Consider the following 16,033-nt stretch of genomic DNA (forward strand, 5'->3'; position numbering starts at 1 on the left):
CAGTGGGGCTTTGGCGGTGAATGTGGTGGTCAATAATGGTGTCTCTAATGCGGTATTAAGTGGCGGCTTCACCTATCAGCCTGCAGCACCAACCCTTGTCAGCATTAGTCCCAATAGTGGTTCTATGGCGGGAGGTACTGCGGTTACTGTGAGCGGTACCAACTTTACCCCAACCACGACCTTAACCATTGGGGGGCTTGCTGCAACGAGCGTGACAGTAGTTAATGCCACCACCTTAACGGCAGTCACTCCAGCGTATGTCAGTGGTTCTTTAGTGAAAAATGTTGTAATAAGCAATAGTGCTGGTAGCGCAACTTTAACGAGTGGCTATACTTATGTTGCCATTGCGCCAACTATTACCAACGTAAATCCAACCAGTGGTCCGATGGCAGGCGGTACGAGCATTACCATTACCGGAACCAACTTTACCCCAACAACGACCGTATCTGTGGGAGGAGTCAGTGCGACATCTGTGGTCGTAGCCAATGCAACCACATTAACAGCCCTAACTCCTGCATATGTAAGTGGTTCATTGACTAAGGACATTACCATTAATAACGGTAATTCAAATGCTACTTTATCCAGTAGTTTCACCTACATTGCTCCAGCGCCCACCTTGGTAAGTATTGCTCCCACCTCAGGAACAACTGGGGGTGGAACGTCAATCACTTTGAATGGAACAGGCTTTACTCCTGGTACTACGGTAACGATTGGTAGTGTGGCGGCAACGAATGTGAGTGTGGTGAACTCCACTACCTTAACGGCAACAACTCCAGCGTATGTTAGTGGCGCCTTGGTGCAATCGGTGAGCGTGAATAATGGGGTGGGCACGGCAAGTTTGTTAAATGCATTCACTTATATTGCGAGCGCACCAACCATTACTTCGATTGTGCCAACTTCAGGTACGTCTTCTGGTGGTACGAGTGTTACGATTTCTGGTTCTAATTTTATTCCCGGAACTACCGTAACTATTGGTGGCCAGGCAACAACCAGCACCAGCGTGGTGAATGCAAACACCATCACCGCAGTAACACCTGCTTACACCAGCGGCTCGTTGACCGTAAATGTTGTGGTGAACAATACGATTTCTACCGCCACCTTAACTAATGGTTATACTTATATTGCGGTCACTCCAAATATTACTTCCTGTAATTATCCTGGAGGTATATTAACAACCGCATGGGTATGCGTGGGAACCAATATGAACGTATTTCCTAATACATTCTTAAATATTCGAGGGGGGCTGCTTTGTACCGCAGGGGTGAGTATTACTGGCATCGTGGCAACGGTTACGAATGCATTGAATCTTGGGGGGAACTCCTTACTTCCTGGTCTGTATTCTGGTTGTTCGGTTCAGCTTTGTAACAACAGTACGTGTACGGGCATAAACTCTAATATTGTGGCATTTAGTTAAATTTGCCATTTTAGATTGGAATTTTTTTAGACCTTCATTAATACTTGATATTAATGAAGGTTTTTGATTTAAGGTGACTATTGTGAATGAGCTAGATATTTTAAAATTATTTTATGACGAGATGAAACTTCTCGGCGTAACCCGTGATCAAGTGTTTTTAACGATTGAAGAGGAAGCAGCGGCAGTTTTATCGCAGAAACTGAATATGCCTGTTTCTGTAGAGGAGGCACAAAAATTAACTGACATTTGCATTGCTAATGAATGGTTAGAGCGCACTACCGCAGACCCTCATTATAAGTATTTATCCCTGACTGAAGCGGGCTTACAGATTGTGCTGGCGAATGAGTACAGTTAATTTGTTAAAGAATCGCAATCAAAGGTATAAACTTTAAGCAAAAATCGGTAAAATACATCACTTTATTTTTTTAGTTGTTGCCATGCCAAAACGAACTGATATTAAATCCATATTGATACTTGGTGCAGGGCCTATTGTTATTGGGCAAGCGTGTGAATTTGACTATTCTGGCACTCAAGCAGTACGGGCGCTAAGAGAAGAAGGGTATCGAGTTATTCTGGTTAATTCTAACCCCGCAACGATTATGACAGATCCAGAATTAGCGGATGCAACTTACATTGAACCCGTTTCCTGGAAAGAAGTAGCACGGATTATTGAAATTGAACGTCCGGATGCCTTGTTACCCACGATGGGAGGGCAAACGGCGCTAAACTGTGCTTTGGATCTGGTTCGTGAAGGTATTTTGGCAAAATATTCCGTAGAAATGATAGGGGCTACGCGAGAAGCAATTGATAAAGCTGAAGATCGGGAAAAGTTCCGCCAATTAATGATTAAAATTGGTTTGGAAATGCCGCGCTCTGCCATTGCTCACTCGATGGAAGAAGCTTTTCAGGTGCAAGCGCAATTAGGTTATCCTGCGATCATTCGCCCTTCATTTACCATGGGTGGTAGCGGGGGGGGGATTGCGTACAACCGGGAAGAATTTGAAGAAATTTGTACTCGCGGTTTAGAGCTGTCACCCACCCATGAATTACTGATTGATGAGTCGGTCTTGGGTTGGAAAGAGTATGAAATGGAGGTGGTACGTGACAAAAATGATAATTGCATTATTGTCTGTACTATTGAAAATCTTGACCCGATGGGGGTGCATACCGGTGACTCCATTACTGTGGCGCCAGCACAAACACTAACAGATAAAGAATATCAACGCATGCGTGATGCAGCGGTTAAAGTGTTACGCGCAGTGGGCGTTGATACGGGTGGTTCAAACGTACAGTTTGCGATTAATCCTGAAGACGGACGTATGCTGGTGGTGGAAATGAACCCTAGGGTTTCGCGCAGCTCCGCTCTTGCGTCTAAAGCGACTGGTTTTCCGATTGCCAAGATTGCTGCAAAACTGGCGGTTGGCTACACGCTTGACGAATTGAAGAATGAAATTACTGGAAGCAAAACTCCAGCCTCATTTGAACCGAGCATTGATTATGTCGTTACTAAAGTGCCGCGTTTTAACTTTGATAAATTCCCGCAAACCTCGGATACCCTAACGACACAAATGAAATCGGTGGGGGAGGTAATGGCTATTGGTGCTAACTTCCAGGAGTCCTTACAAAAAGCGATTCGTGGATTGGAAACTGGACGTTGTGGCTTACACCCAATCTTTAAAAATGACGATTTGGCTGAGTTGCGGGGTCATTTACGTGAGCCTACGCCCGATCGCTTATGGTATATAGCGGATGCATTTCGTCATCATTTGTCGCTTGAAGAAATTCATATGGAGAGCCGGGTTGACCCCTGGTTCTTGGCGCAGATTGAAGAGTTGGTACAGCTTGAGTGTTCCCTTCAAGATAAGAAGCTTAATGAACTGGATAAGACCACGCTGAGATTATTAAAACGTCGTGGCTTTGCTGATGCTTATTTAGCCCAACTATTAAGTTGTACTGAAGATGAAGTACGTGCTTGGCGTAAAGAACTAGGCATAGTGCCCGTGTATAAGCGCATCGACTCCTGTGCGGGGGAATTCCCCAGTGATACGGCATACATGTACTCCTGCTATGAGAGTAGTTGCGAGGCGCGTCCAGACAGCGACAAGAAAAAGATTATGATTCTTGGTGGCGGTCCTAACCGCATTGGTCAAGGAATTGAATTTGACTATTGCTGCGTGCATGCGGCGATGGCATTAAGAGACGCTGGATGTCAAACCATAATGGTAAATTGTAATCCAGAAACAGTTTCTACAGACTTTGATACTTCGGATCGCCTGTACTTTGAACCGGTAACACTTGAAGATGTGCTTGCTATTGTGGATGTAGAACAGCCAGATGGAGTCATTGTTCATTATGGCGGACAAACACCATTAAAATTGGCGCGTGCTTTAGAGGCGAATGGGGTGACTATTATTGGTACTTCGCCGGATGCAATTGACACGGCAGAAGACCGGGATCGCTTCCAGAAACTGGTTACGGAATTACGTTTGCATCAGCCTGAAAATGGCACTGTACGTAGCGAGGCAGAAGCTATTGCTTTGGCGAACAAGATTGGCTATCCCTTAGTCGTTAGACCCTCCTATGTTTTAGGCGGAAGGGCTATGGAAGTGGTCTATCAAGAAGAGGATTTACGCCATTATTTATCCCATGCTGTGGCCGTATCCAATGATTCACCGGTGCTACTGGATAGATTTTTAAATGATGCCATTGAAGTGGATATTGATGCCGTCTGCGATGGTAAGGATGTCTTGATTGGTGCGGTCATGGAACATATTGAACAAGCAGGAATTCACTCTGGTGACTCTGCCTGTACACTGCCACCTTTTAGTTTGAGTGTGGTGGTGCAACAAGATTTGATGGAACAAATGCGCCAAATGGCATTGAAATTAGGTGTAGTGGGTTTAATCAATGCGCAATTTGCCATTCAAGCTGATGATATTTATGTGTTGGAAGTGAATCCACGGGCATCACGTACGGTTCCTTTCGTATCCAAAGCGACAGGCTTACCTTTAGCGAAGATTGCGGCACGTTGTAAGTTAGGTATGAGTTTAAAAGAGCAGGGCTTAAGCCAAAATCATCATATGCCGGCATTTTACTCGATTAAATTGCCGGTTTTCCCTTTTATCAAGTTTGCTGGAGTCGATTCGATTCTTGGGCCAGAGATGAAGTCGACAGGCGAGGTAATGGGGATCGCAAGGCGTTTTGGACAAGCATTTGCTAAGGCACAATTGGGCGCAGGGTGTAACATTGCCAAAAGGCGACGTGCTTTTGTTTCCGTACGTGATGCGGATAAAACCAGGGTGGGAGAGATTGCCAAACGCCTGATTGAATTAGGTTTTGAAATCATTGCCACTCGGGGTACGGCTTTAGTATTACAAGCGGCAGGAGTTGATTGCCGCCGAGTATTTAAAGTTTCTGAAGGACGTCCCCATGTATTGGATTTCATTAAAAATCATGAGATCGATTTCATTGTAAATACTACTGAAGGTAAGCGAGCTATTGCAGATTCCTTTGCAATCAGACGCAATGCCTTGCAGCACAAGGTGAGTTATACGACAACTCTTTCTGGTGCTGAGGCAGCATGTCTTGCGATGAAATATGAAGACCGAGAGACTGTAACTCGTTTACAGGATTTACATTAACTATTGGTATCATTATTGGGGAGCAGTGGTTTTATTGTTCCTAAACAATCATTATTCTGGTCTAGGGGAGACAACCAGAATAGAGATTCAATGAGGTATCTTTTACCAGGGAATTACATTTAGAGGTTGATATGAATAAACATCCCATGACAATACAAGGTGCAGAAGCACTGAAAGAAGAATTACAACGTTTAAAATTTGTTGATAGACCACGAATTGTAGAATCAATTGCTACAGCACGTGCACATGGCGATTTAAAGGAAAATGCTGAGTATCATGCTGCGCGTGAACAGCAAAGCTTTAATGAGGGTCGTATTCAAGAGTTGGAAGCCAAATTATCTAATGCGCAAATTATTGATATCAGTAAATTAGCGAATAATGGCAAGGTGGTATTTGGCTCAACGGTCACGGTTTGCCATCTCGCAACAGATGCGCAGATCACTTATCAGATCGTTGGCGAAGATGAAGCAGATATTAAACTGCATAAAATTTCATACAGTTCACCGATTGGTCGCGCCCTTATTGGCAAAGAGTTGGATGATGTCGTAACGGTCAATACGCCTGGTGGCATGGTTGATTACGAAATCGTTGAAGTACAGTATGTATAATCCTGCCTATCTATTTATATCACCATGTAATTAAATATCCCTGCGGTTGGGTTTTATAACCCAACCGGTAATTTTATTTCTTATCTTCGTTCTTTAATTAGAATTTTCGATGTATGTGCAAAGCCGAATGAACTTCAAGAAGAGGATCCAGGTGAATAAACTGGGTCAAGGAGTATTCCACATTAGCGAAGGCTAATATTGATATTGGTGGCATAATACCCGTATTACGACTATGTCTAATACGGGCTACGAATGATTTTAAGATTGAAACTCGTTTTGCTGAATACCACCAACAACCCAGGCACTGTTGCCATCAAATTGGCGGAAATGCCAGATTTCATCTAATTGAGTCATTGGCTCATCATTTTCTTTGATTGAGCCCGTAAAGTGCACGCTGGCAATATAAGAATTAGTTTGTCTTGAGATATCCAATAATTCTGCTTCTAAATTAATGACTTCCGTTTTATTGGGCTCATTGCCACGCTCATCCAATTGCATTTTAATTTCCGCAAATACTTCAGGAGCGGTAAACTCTCTTAAATCTTGAGTATTTTTTTCATCGTAAGCGGCTTGTAGGCGATTAAAGCTTACTTTAGCTTCGCGTAAAAAGTTTGCGGGCGAAAAGCCTGCTGGAACATCTGCCGCACCGCTACTATTGGCGCCAGAATTGTTAAACGCTTGAGTAAAATTGTTAAACGGACTTTGTTGCTGGTTAAATGCACGGTTTTGCTGTCCAGTTTGCATTCCCGGCTGCATGCGTCTGCGGAAAAAGTTAACTGCAAAAAATATGATTGCACCTACAATTAACCAAGTCATTATGCCAGTGCCGAAGCCATGCCCCATAAACAGGCTGGTTAATAGGCCACCAATTAATAAGCCACCTAAGAGTCCACCCCACTTGCTGGTATTGTTAGCACGTTGTCCTAAAGGCGTGGTTTTTTGAACTTTATTTGGGGAGTACATGCTGCTTTGTGAGCGTTGCACGCCAAAACTTCTGCCACCGCCAAAACGCTTGGCTGCGGCTTCATTAACCAACAGACCAAAGCTTAGTATGGTGATAAGTAAACAGGAAATGAGAGTACGCATAGTATCTGACCTTTCTTTAAATAGGGACTCTAAGTATATATGAACCAAGGCTATTTTTCCCCTATGTGAGCAAAAAATAACCTATAATTAATAAAGTAGTTATTGAGCACTATCTTTTGATGGTCGATAGATATACAGGTTTCTTGAAGTTAGTTTATTTTGTGCTCTTATTTTCCTTTGCCAAAGCAGTGCATCAGCAGAAGAGGAGGGCGCTTCAATAATTTGGACATATGAATCAACTGCCATAATGACATTGTTCATGTACCTCCAAAGTTGATGAGGGAGGCTATCATGCGTGAAAAAAGAAATACTGATCTGATGATCGCTCTCGGTCTTTTCCATCCAAAAGGTGGTTCAGTACCTAAACGTAAACATAAAATAGTAATCCTGGATAAAGCGCGAATGCATCGCGAGGGAGATACTTTTGAGTTTATTGAGAAGCCGGAGGATGGTGCACTGGGTAGTGTGGTAAAAGAAAAGATTTGTTTGGGATTTTATGGCTTAGTGGCTAAAGTCCCTTATAGTTTAATTGCCCTACGTGATCACAGTTACATGCAGCAACTACTCTTTAGTTATTTCCTGACGGAAGAGCTTAAGTTCGCTAAAAAAGAGACCCTAAATCACGGAAAAAAGTGGACTGATCAATTAGAGCTTAAGTTAATTAATCGCAAGGAGCGGGACATACAGGAAAACGTTGCGTTGCTCTTAGATAAAGCAACTTATGGGAGTCTTAATAAACCCGTGTATGCTACTTTCATGGAGCAATATGTAAAAGGATATTCGGATTTAGGCTCAGAGGTAGTTGATCATATTCGGCAACAGGGAAATCCCCCTGAACAAATTACTGCAAAAGATGGACTTAGCTATGAGTTAGAGCAGTTAATGTCTCTTGCTGCCATAGCAAAAATTGTAGGTGATCCGGATTGGTTGGGTGGAAGTGGTTGTAATACCGGCTATGTGCTTGAAGAGGGGCGTGCTAAAGTCGTACTTGTTGATGCAGGGCAGGCTTTAACTAATGATGAAATGCATATTAAGTCTCATTCAAAAGATATTCAGATAGGCAAAAATCAAGAGAAAGGCATCGTTTTTGAGCAGTTAACAATGAAACAGCGAGAAGAATATATTGGTACTTTATATCGTTTTACTAGTTTAGATAACCAGCAGCTCTATGAGTTGATTTCAGCATTGGTGCGACGTGGTGGCGTTTATAATACGAGAAAAGATGATAAAGATAATCCGATCATTTTGTTTCAGGATGCACAAGCGGAAGACATGGCAGTTAAAATGATGAATAATATAATTCAATTAAGGGAGACTTATGCGGTTGAATTGCAGAATTATCATGAAATGGCAATGCAACAGGGTTTGCTCAATCCATTACGCGAATTGTCACCAGAACATTTTATCTTACAGCCAGAAGAGGTATTTGCACCGACTTCTAGGGAAATGGCGATGAATGAGCTCTTTTTATCAACCTAAAAAATATGCTTTGTTACTCAAGATAAATTAGAGGCTTTACAGGATTTAGTTAATTTCATTGAGCTTGTTGAGCTGAAAGGAACGGACCATCATTAGGAATCACACCTAATTGGGAAAGGTAATGTAGCCTTATATCTGCACTGTTTCTAGAAGGGGTCGCTCTTTATTTGTTCTTGTTGCTCTTTATTTTTCCAAAAAAGGTTTTGGGGCATTTTGGGGCTTTTAAAAAATTCATAATGTTCTCTTAATGTTTCATTGCTATAATCCCCCCAAATTTAGTCCAATATCACCCTTGTTGTGGAGAATAATTATGCCTGGTTTTTTTAAACGCCCTGATCCTCAAAAGAGTTTTTTCTCTAATTATATTGATCATCTTCATGCATTAGTCTTACAAACAGGAGCACTTTGGGAGGATTTTAATAAACTGAAAAGCTCCGAAGAAAAAGAGGACTTTGTTTGGAACACATTAAATAATCGCAATCTTTTATTACACCCTATACGTGATGGCCATGATTATATGGATGAGGTAATGGGTGCTACAGTTTTGCCTGCAGTGGCATTTATGACTGCCGCGGGTGCCCTCGTGGCTTCTGTATGGGAAGGTGCGCAGGCTTTAGCTATTCACTGGGGACTTATGCAAAATGACCATAAAGACCATGCAGATAACGCGCTGGGTTATATCATAACCGCAGCTGCAGCACTCACTATTTCTGTGGTGTCTTTTATTAAGTCATGGATAAGCATGGTAAGTCGTCTTGTTGCTACTGTCGAACAAGGTTTTGCTAAGCAAGATGCACCTCGTTTTTATAATGAGGATAAAGAGCCTGGGGTGGAATCGCTTCGAGATGGCGCTAAAGGGTTTGTTGATGGCATTGCTGATACTGTTAATAACCTGTTTAAGCCATAATAGACTAGAGAGGCTGGGCTGTTAAGCCCAGCATTCTTAATTTCTAACATAGATAAGTGAACTATTTGAATAAAACTTAGCTTTAAACAATAGCCTCATTTAACACAAAGCCATTCAAAATTCCGGGAGTAAACGGATTCACCTGATTATTGGTTTTTAATAAATAACGTCCCGAATTACTGTTCACTTCAAAAAGAATTTGCAAACTTGAGCTGTCGTGCTCATCAATTAACACGTTTACTTTTTCCAGAAGCTTAAATAATGCCCAATTACCTTGTTCTGCCAATTCATAGTGATTACCATCAATAGAATCTAGGGCGAGTTTGACATTGGGTTGAGGCCAAATAAAGCGAATATGTGATTCACTACTTTGATTGTCTGCTATTTGCGTATGTCCAATCTCCAGAACCAGGCTGGCAATCACGGGATCCAGATTTATTTTTTGCAAGCTGAAGTCGATGCGACTCTCATTACTGCCATTAGGGAAAAACATATTAGTAATTATATTTGCCCGCATGAGTGCATCTAGAGTTTCTGTAGCGATAGGAAGCACGGAGTCATTAACGGCCTTAGGTTTCCACTCTGCAGAGGAGGTATCCAAGAACGGTTTCACAAATTGCTCCGTAAAGGAGTTTAAGGAACCATTGGTCGCGAAAAAGTGGTTAAAATCGGCAAGAGCAATCTCTTCACGTTGATTCGCATCCAAGGGATAACGTTTGGCAATTCGATGTTGGAATTCTTGATAAATCGTTTGCTGCCATTGTTGATTAATGTACTGACGGCTGTCTTTGAGCAAGAGCCCCCAGGTTTCACCGGCTAATTGTTTCGCCCAACTGCTTAAGGGTTCGGGTAATTGTCGTGCTTGATTAAAGAGTAAGCTGACCGGATCGGAAGCGGTATCAGTCATAAAACGGGATCTAGTTATATTAAAGGCTGTTTTTCCGCCGTCATTAATCATTGATAGGGTGGATATGAAGCGATCTAACTCTTCTATTTTTATACTTAATTCTTTAGTGCCGGAGAGGCTCATTAAATTTAAATCGGTAAATTGGCTGGCAATTGCCTGGTTAAATAAGGATGCTTCGTTGCTTAAATCCGCCTTGGTTTCTTGCTGCAATAAGCCAACTAAAGAGGCGACGGCATGCGATTGTTCCAAGCGTTTAGCAACCTGACGGCCTTCCTGATAATTCTGATAATGTGCCGGTTGTGAGCGGCGCATAAAGGTTTGCCACCAGGTTACATAATCGTAACTATACGCTTGCGTGAGCATATTAGGTAAATCAGAGATATCCTGATGCGCAAGCACCCAGTTTTCTTTTTGCAGGTTTTGGCTTATTTCGGGAATTCTTTTGATTATCTCGTGAAAGCCGGCTCGGGTGTAATAAACAGGTAATTCATCGGTTGCTAAAATAAATCCATCCGCAGTAATTTTTTGTCGCGTGCTGGGGAAGGACTCTTTGGCAATAGAATAATAAAGGTAGCTGCTCGGCAAGGCATTAAGATAATTACGTGCATCACTGACCACTTGCGATTTCATTAACATTTCTTTAGGTGGTTTGCTTAAAGATTGCTTGAGTAAGGCCATTTGCTTTTGCAATTCTGCGGCAGGTAAATTACGCCATTGTGCGCTAAACCAATCGTGAATCTGAGTTGCAGAAAAATGTTCGGGCTGTCCCAACATCAGATATACTTTAAGGGCGTTATAACGTGCAATAGGGGTGTTGCCTGGGCTGCTCATGACGCTTTCAAGTTCTGCCGTGATTGCGGGTAAAAACTCCCCTTGTAAGCGATGCTCCGTATTATTGTGTAAATTTGATTTTAATTGATGTACCGTGGGTAAAGATAAAGAATTACTGGAAACATTAGCTAATTTTTTAGCGGCATTGGAGAGGTGATACAGCGCTTGCTTACCCTTATCTTTTTGGCTCACCAAGGCATCATAAGCCAGCAATTCTTTACTGACCTCATCGAGTAAGTGCACGGCTTTATAATGATGATAACTTAAAACACATAAAGCAATTCCGGCAAGACCTGCGGTAAGTGCAACTAATGGTTTTTGGGAAAATTTCCGTGCTTGTGGCAGTTGGCTGCATTGTTCCTGGATGGATTTTAACGCCCCTTCAACAAAATAGGCTCTAAAATTAGTTGCTTGCGGGAAGGTATCTTGCACTACTAAGGCATATTCGTGTTGAATTTTCTTATTTAAACGGTCAATACTAACCCCACTTTGCTCCGCGCTAGTAAAATAAATCGAATGCAGCTGGAATAGTTTAGGTGAAATTCCTTGCAACAAGGAATGAATGGGAGGGCGTAAGCCTGCCATTTGAATGGGGAATTCACGAATTAAGCTGCGTCTTATTGTTGAACGAGCAGGATGCATTTTGGGGATTACTTGTTGTCCTATCGCTTCAAGCAACTGATTGAATTGTGAGGTAAATGTTTCGATTTTTTTGTGTAACTCATTCACGCAATCTAATGAAAAACCTAATGGTTTTAGTAGGTCAGAAGCATGATTTGATTGGTAAAACTCAGTAAAGCCGGCCAAGGTATCCATTTTGGTGAAAATCAACGCTAATTCAACCGGATAACCTAAGTTAACACCCCAGCGCTCTAATAATTGTAAATGGGCTTTTCTTTTCTCACCAAATTGATTGCGGTCGCTAATGAGTAAATCTTCGACATCAATACACAGCACTACCCCGGTAATTTTAAGGTAACTGCTGCACCGATTGAGTTGCTTTAAGGTATTTTGCAACAGAGTTTTACTGTTGGTAAACCATCCCTCACCTAGTTCAACGATAATACCGCCTGGGTTAAAATAAACTTTGGCATGCTCTTCACTGAAAACCGGCATTTCTTCCATATTGCTTTGTTTTAATAAAGAAGATTTACCTTGCGCATGTTTTCCGGTGATGACGATAAACGACAATTGATTGCTTTGTGGTTTTAATCGTGAGAGTGTTTTTTTAATTGCATCACATAATGCATGTAAAGAGTTGTCCATTATTTATCCAGCAATGCAAGTTGGGTATGACCAATCAAAACGGCTTTTGCTTTATTTTCTAATAAAAGGTGACTGGTAAAGAAAGCAAGCGAAACAATCGCTGCAGCAATGGCTACGGTTACTATGGAGGTTTTATAATTTTTCTTCACGATTTTCGGCATGGGATTTTCATTAAAAAGACGTTGTGGTTTATGAAAACGATGCTGTTGTGTGATTTGGTACAGATCTTCAATGTAATTATCTAAAACTTGCCTCCCATCCGCTTTAAGATGGTGGCATCCTTCAAATCCAAGTATCAGTAAATAATACACCAGTTCAATCAGGTCAAGGTATTGATTTGGCCGCTCTTTAACGTAGTCGACAATTTCAAAGAAACGGTCTTGAGGCTGGGCATTATCGTGGGTTAATGGGGTAAAGGCTTTGAATTCAGCGGTGATATTATAGACACGCATGTAACTTTTACCGAGCATCTCATCGATTGTTGCTGAAACCAGGTAGTAGGCAATACCAATTAGTGCTTCTGGATATTTCGAAGCATGGAGCTTGCTGTGAAAGGCCAACAGTTCATGCTCAATATTATCTCGGATGTGGTCAACCGGAGGCAAGGCCGCACTTAAACACAGGCGCTCTAACAGGGATAATAATGGCCCGGCTGCGGCAACTAAGGTATTGGTTGAAAATGGAGCAATAAATAATTTAGAGCGATAGTAGCCTTGCGGGGCAGGCAAGGGACCCGAGTTCGTGACGGGATTACTGACAAGTGAGGTGGAGTAAAGCTCAGCTGCCATCGTGTAGCTCCTAAACGGTTTTTTGCTCTGTCATCCATTCTGATGTGCAAAAACTATAAATTCAAAAGAAGATGATAATACGTTATGTACTGCTCTGAGTTCAAGTACAGTTGGTGGGGAATTTAATTGCAGCTGGGTTTTTGGTGCTAGCAGATGGAATGACCTTGCCGCCTTTTTTACGCCTCACTCCGCGTGACTTGTTCGTGGGAGAGGAGTCGACGAGGTAACGGTGATGTCAATCCCCCGTATTCCGCAGCATTAATACGGGCTGCCATGTGAAATAACCAACCATCCCTAACTTGCATCAACCCACTATAATAAGGTACCATTCGCCTTTGCCGTATATAGACCTATTTTAGTACTATATTTAAAGTAAGAATAACAATAATTATGCGCCGGCTTTGTCTTTAATTAAGACTTATTTAGTACTAGATTATTTGGCTTTGGAGTGTTATGCTGCGCATCAGCAAATTGGCCGATTATGGAACAGTTGTGATGGTGTACCTTGCCAGGCACCCACAGGATTTATGTAACGCCCGTGATATTGCTTTACATACGCATTTGACTGTCCCAACGGTAAGTAAAATTTTAAAACGTTTAACCAGTGCAGGCTTGCTCACCTCAGTGCGAGGAGTAACCGGAGGATATCGGTTACGCAGGCCTGCTACTGAAATTTCCGTGTCGCAAATTATTTTTGCGCTGGAAGAACATCGTGGTTTCACCGAATGCAGTTTGCAACCTAATGACTGCTCGTTACAAGGAGTTTGTACGATTCAGGGCAATTGGCGACTTATTAGCCAGGCGATAGAGACCGCGTTGGATAGTGTGAGTTTGGATACCTTGGCAAAACCAACTCTACAGGTACGTGACATAGAGCGTATCCGACAATTAGCAAGTGGAGTCAATCGTGGCTAAAAGCAGTGAGCAACTTAATTCTCTGCTCGATAGAGAATATCAACATGGTTTTATAACCGACATTGAAGTAGAAACTTTTGAACCTGGACTGAATGAAGACGTGATTCGTCGTTTGTCAGCCATTAAAGGGGAACCTGAGTTTTTACTGGAATGGCGTTTACAAGCATTCAGGCATTGGTTAACTTTGCCACATCCTGAATGGTCTAGTGTACATTATCCTCCCATAGATTATCAGACTATTTCTTATTATTCAGCGCCGAAAAGCAAAAAAGATGCGCCTAAGAGCCTGGATGAGGTTGATCCGGAATTATTAAGAACCTATGAAAAATTAGGGATCCCTCTAAAAGAGCAAGAGCTATTGGCTGGTGTTGCAGTGGATGCCGTATTTGATAGCGTTTCTGTCGCGACGACGTTTAAAGCCAAATTGGCTGAGAAAGGCGTAATCTTTTGCCCCTTCTCTGAAGCGGTACACACGTATCCTGACTTACTGATGAAGTATTTAGGTTCGGTGGTGTCCTATCGTGATAACTTCTACGCCGCCTTGAATTCGGCCGTATTTAGCGATGGTTCATTTGTCTACATTCCTAAAGGCGTACGTTGTCCGATGGAATTATCTACCTATTTCCGTATCAATGCTGCATCTACGGGACAGTTTGAGCGTACGTTGATTGTGGCTGATGACGATAGCTATGTTTCTTACCTTGAAGGGTGTACTGCGCCTATGCGTGATGAAAATCAATTGCATGCGGCCGTAGTTGAATTGGTAGCCTTAGATGGCGCACAAATTAAATACTCTACCGTACAAAACTGGTATCCAGGCGATAAAGAAGGTAAGGGCGGTATTTATAATTTTGTAACCAAACGCGGTGCTTGCCGGGGTAAGCGTTCTAAGATTTCCTGGACGCAGATTGAAACAGGTTCTGCGATTACCTGGAAATATCCTAGCGTTATTTTGCAGGGTGACGATTCGGTAGGTGAGTTTTATTCGGTTGCTTTAACCAATAATTACCAACAGGCAGATACGGGCACCAAGATGATCCATATTGGTAAAAACACGCGTTCCACCATTATTTCTAAAGGAATCAGTGCTGGCCGTGCTCATAATGCTTATCGTGGCTTAGTGCGCATCGCGCCAACGGCAACAAATGCCCGTAACTACACTCAATGTGACTCTATGTTGATGGGCTCTGAATGCTCGGCACATACGTTCCCATACATTGAAGTGAAAAATCCAACCGCACAAGTAGAGCATGAAGCAACCACGTCCAAAATCAGTGAAGAACAATTGTTTTATTGCCAACAACGCGGCATTGACACTGAAGATGCAGTTTCTATGATTGTGAACGGTTTTTGTAAGCAAGTATTGAAAGAATTACCCATGGAATTTGCTGTAGAAGCCACTAAATTGCTGGGTTTAAGTTTAGAAGGGGCAGTAGGCTAATATGTTAAAAATTAATGAATTAAATGTTGAAGTGAATGAACAGCCGATTTTAAAAGGCATTAATCTTAATGTTAATCCAGGCGAAGTTCACGCCATCATGGGGCCTAACGGTTCAGGAAAAAGTACCTTATCTAAAGTTTTAGCGGGTCATCCTTCGTATCAGGTAACCAGTGGCGATATGATTTATTTAGGTGATGATTTAGCGCCTTTATCTCCTGAAGAACGTGCCCGTGCGGGAATTTTCCTATCGTTTCAATATCCGGTGGAAATTCCTGGGGTAACCAACATTAATTTTCTTAAGGCTTCTGTCAACGCTGTACGTAAAGGCCAAGGCAAAAATCCTTTAGATGCTATTGAGTTTTTAAGTTTCATTCGTGAAAAGTGCGAATTATTAGATATGGATGAAAGCTTTTTATACCGCAGCATCAACGAAGGATTCTCTGGCGGTGAGAAAAAGCGTAATGAAATCCTGCAAATGGCAGCTTTAGAACCTAAATTAGCCATTCTTGACGAAACCGATTCAGGTTTGGATATTGATGCGTTACGGATTATTTCTCATGGAGTAAACGCCATGCGCTCGCCCGAGCGTTCTATTGTTTTAGTAACGCACTATCAACGTCTATTAGATTACATTGAGCCTGATTTTATTCACGTATTGGTGAATGGACGAATTATTATGTCAGGTGATAAAACCCTGGCACTTGAATTAGAGAAAAAAGGGTACAGCTGGCTTGAGGAAACGGTGTAGTG

Annotated in this window: 13 protein-coding genes; 9 read left to right on the forward strand and 4 right to left on the reverse strand. The window is 42.2% G+C overall.

Going from position 1 to position 16,033, the window contains the following annotated elements; all coding sequences use genetic code 11:
* From ACD661_RS13180 to greA, 4 genes are all read left to right on the forward strand, one after another.
* A partial coding sequence (locus ACD661_RS13180) for an IPT/TIG domain-containing protein (protein WP_400188333.1) occupies nucleotides 1–1,414 on the forward strand: 1,414 nt, incomplete at its 5' end.
* 82 nt (nucleotides 1,415–1,496) lie between these two features.
* The gene (locus tag ACD661_RS13185; protein ID WP_400188334.1) at nucleotides 1,497–1,769 is read left to right on the forward strand and encodes a hypothetical protein; all 273 of its coding nucleotides are present in this window, start codon (nucleotides 1,497–1,499) and stop codon (nucleotides 1,767–1,769) included.
* Between the two features lie 82 nt (nucleotides 1,770–1,851).
* On the forward strand, nucleotides 1,852–5,055 hold the full coding sequence (gene carB / locus ACD661_RS13190; RefSeq protein WP_400188335.1) for a carbamoyl-phosphate synthase large subunit: 3,204 nt from the start codon (nucleotides 1,852–1,854) through the stop codon (nucleotides 5,053–5,055).
* Nucleotides 5,056–5,186: 131 nt separating this feature from the next.
* Nucleotides 5,187–5,663 (forward strand): transcription elongation factor GreA, encoded by a 477-nt coding sequence (gene greA, locus ACD661_RS13195; RefSeq protein WP_400188336.1) that lies wholly within the window; start codon nucleotides 5,187–5,189, stop codon nucleotides 5,661–5,663.
* A gap of 258 nt (nucleotides 5,664–5,921) precedes the next feature.
* On the opposite strand, the gene ACD661_RS13200 is transcribed toward greA, so the two are convergent.
* Nucleotides 5,922–6,749, reverse strand: a complete 828-nt coding sequence (locus ACD661_RS13200; protein ID WP_400188337.1) for a Tim44 domain-containing protein — start codon at nucleotides 6,747–6,749, stop codon at nucleotides 5,922–5,924.
* A 99-nt stretch (nucleotides 6,750–6,848) separates the two neighbouring features.
* Complete coding sequence (locus ACD661_RS13205) at nucleotides 6,849–7,010, reverse strand: hypothetical protein (protein ID WP_400188338.1); 162 nt, start codon at nucleotides 7,008–7,010, stop codon at nucleotides 6,849–6,851.
* A gap of 30 nt (nucleotides 7,011–7,040) precedes the next feature.
* Between ACD661_RS13205 and ACD661_RS13210 the strand changes: the two genes are divergently transcribed.
* Nucleotides 7,041–8,228: a hypothetical protein gene (locus ACD661_RS13210; RefSeq protein ID WP_400188339.1), complete on the forward strand. Its 1,188-nt coding sequence runs from the start codon at nucleotides 7,041–7,043 to the stop codon at nucleotides 8,226–8,228.
* A gap of 310 nt (nucleotides 8,229–8,538) precedes the next feature.
* Nucleotides 8,539–9,135: a hypothetical protein gene (locus ACD661_RS13215; RefSeq protein ID WP_400188340.1), complete on the forward strand. Its 597-nt coding sequence runs from the start codon at nucleotides 8,539–8,541 to the stop codon at nucleotides 9,133–9,135.
* 82 nt (nucleotides 9,136–9,217) lie between these two features.
* Here the strand turns inward: ACD661_RS13215 and icmF are convergent, their stop codons facing one another.
* Nucleotides 9,218–12,139 carry a type IVB secretion system protein IcmF gene (icmF, locus tag ACD661_RS13220; RefSeq protein ID WP_400188341.1) on the reverse strand — a complete coding sequence of 974 codons (2,922 nt, stop codon included), beginning with the start codon at nucleotides 12,137–12,139 and terminating at the stop codon, nucleotides 9,218–9,220.
* Nucleotides 12,139–12,927 carry a type IVB secretion system protein IcmH/DotU gene (gene icmH / locus ACD661_RS13225; protein ID WP_400188342.1) on the reverse strand — a complete coding sequence of 263 codons (789 nt, stop codon included), beginning with the start codon at nucleotides 12,925–12,927 and terminating at the stop codon, nucleotides 12,139–12,141. Before icmH ends, icmF begins: the two co-directional genes overlap by 1 nt.
* A 453-nt stretch (nucleotides 12,928–13,380) precedes the next feature.
* Here icmH and ACD661_RS13230 point away from each other — a divergent pair, with 453 nt between their 5' ends.
* From ACD661_RS13230 to sufC, 3 genes are read left to right on the forward strand one after another with little or no spacing between them, the layout of a single operon-like run.
* Entirely contained in the window at nucleotides 13,381–13,842 is a 462-nt protein-coding gene (locus ACD661_RS13230; RefSeq protein WP_252581020.1) for an SUF system Fe-S cluster assembly regulator, read from the forward strand.
* Nucleotides 13,835–15,283: a Fe-S cluster assembly protein SufB gene (gene sufB / locus ACD661_RS13235; RefSeq protein ID WP_400188343.1), complete on the forward strand. Its 1,449-nt coding sequence runs from the start codon at nucleotides 13,835–13,837 to the stop codon at nucleotides 15,281–15,283. Before ACD661_RS13230 ends, sufB begins: the two co-directional genes overlap by 8 nt.
* A 1-nt stretch (nucleotide 15,284) precedes the next feature.
* Nucleotides 15,285–16,031, forward strand: coding sequence for a Fe-S cluster assembly ATPase SufC (gene sufC / locus ACD661_RS13240; RefSeq protein WP_400188344.1), 747 nt, complete (start codon nucleotides 15,285–15,287; stop codon nucleotides 16,029–16,031).
* Nucleotides 16,032–16,033 lie beyond the last annotated feature (2 nt).

The sequence above is a fragment of the Legionella lytica genome (assembly GCF_044626755.1).
Lineage (GTDB): Bacteria > Pseudomonadota > Gammaproteobacteria > Legionellales > Legionellaceae > Legionella > Legionella lytica_A.

What these genes read in the sequence shown, in the direction of transcription:
- ACD661_RS13230 (WP_252581020.1), top strand. Translation starts at nt 13,381, where the DNA reads ATGCTGCGCATCAGCAAATTGGCCGATTATGGAACAGTTGTGATGGTG.
- sufC (WP_400188344.1), top strand. Translation starts at nt 15,285, where the DNA reads ATGTTAAAAATTAATGAATTAAATGTTGAAGTGAATGAACAGCCGATT.
- ACD661_RS13210 (WP_400188339.1), top strand. Translation starts at nt 7,041, where the DNA reads ATGCGTGAAAAAAGAAATACTGATCTGATGATCGCTCTCGGTCTTTTC.
- greA (WP_400188336.1), top strand. Translation starts at nt 5,187, where the DNA reads ATGAATAAACATCCCATGACAATACAAGGTGCAGAAGCACTGAAAGAA.
- ACD661_RS13205 (WP_400188338.1), bottom strand. Translation starts at nt 7,010, where the DNA reads ATGAACAATGTCATTATGGCAGTTGATTCATATGTCCAAATTATTGAA.
- icmH (WP_400188342.1), bottom strand. Translation starts at nt 12,927, where the DNA reads ATGGCAGCTGAGCTTTACTCCACCTCACTTGTCAGTAATCCCGTCACG.
- carB (WP_400188335.1), top strand. Translation starts at nt 1,852, where the DNA reads ATGCCAAAACGAACTGATATTAAATCCATATTGATACTTGGTGCAGGG.
- ACD661_RS13215 (WP_400188340.1), top strand. Translation starts at nt 8,539, where the DNA reads ATGCCTGGTTTTTTTAAACGCCCTGATCCTCAAAAGAGTTTTTTCTCT.
- ACD661_RS13200 (WP_400188337.1), bottom strand. Translation starts at nt 6,749, where the DNA reads ATGCGTACTCTCATTTCCTGTTTACTTATCACCATACTAAGCTTTGGT.
- icmF (WP_400188341.1), bottom strand. Translation starts at nt 12,139, where the DNA reads ATGGACAACTCTTTACATGCATTATGTGATGCAATTAAAAAAACACTC.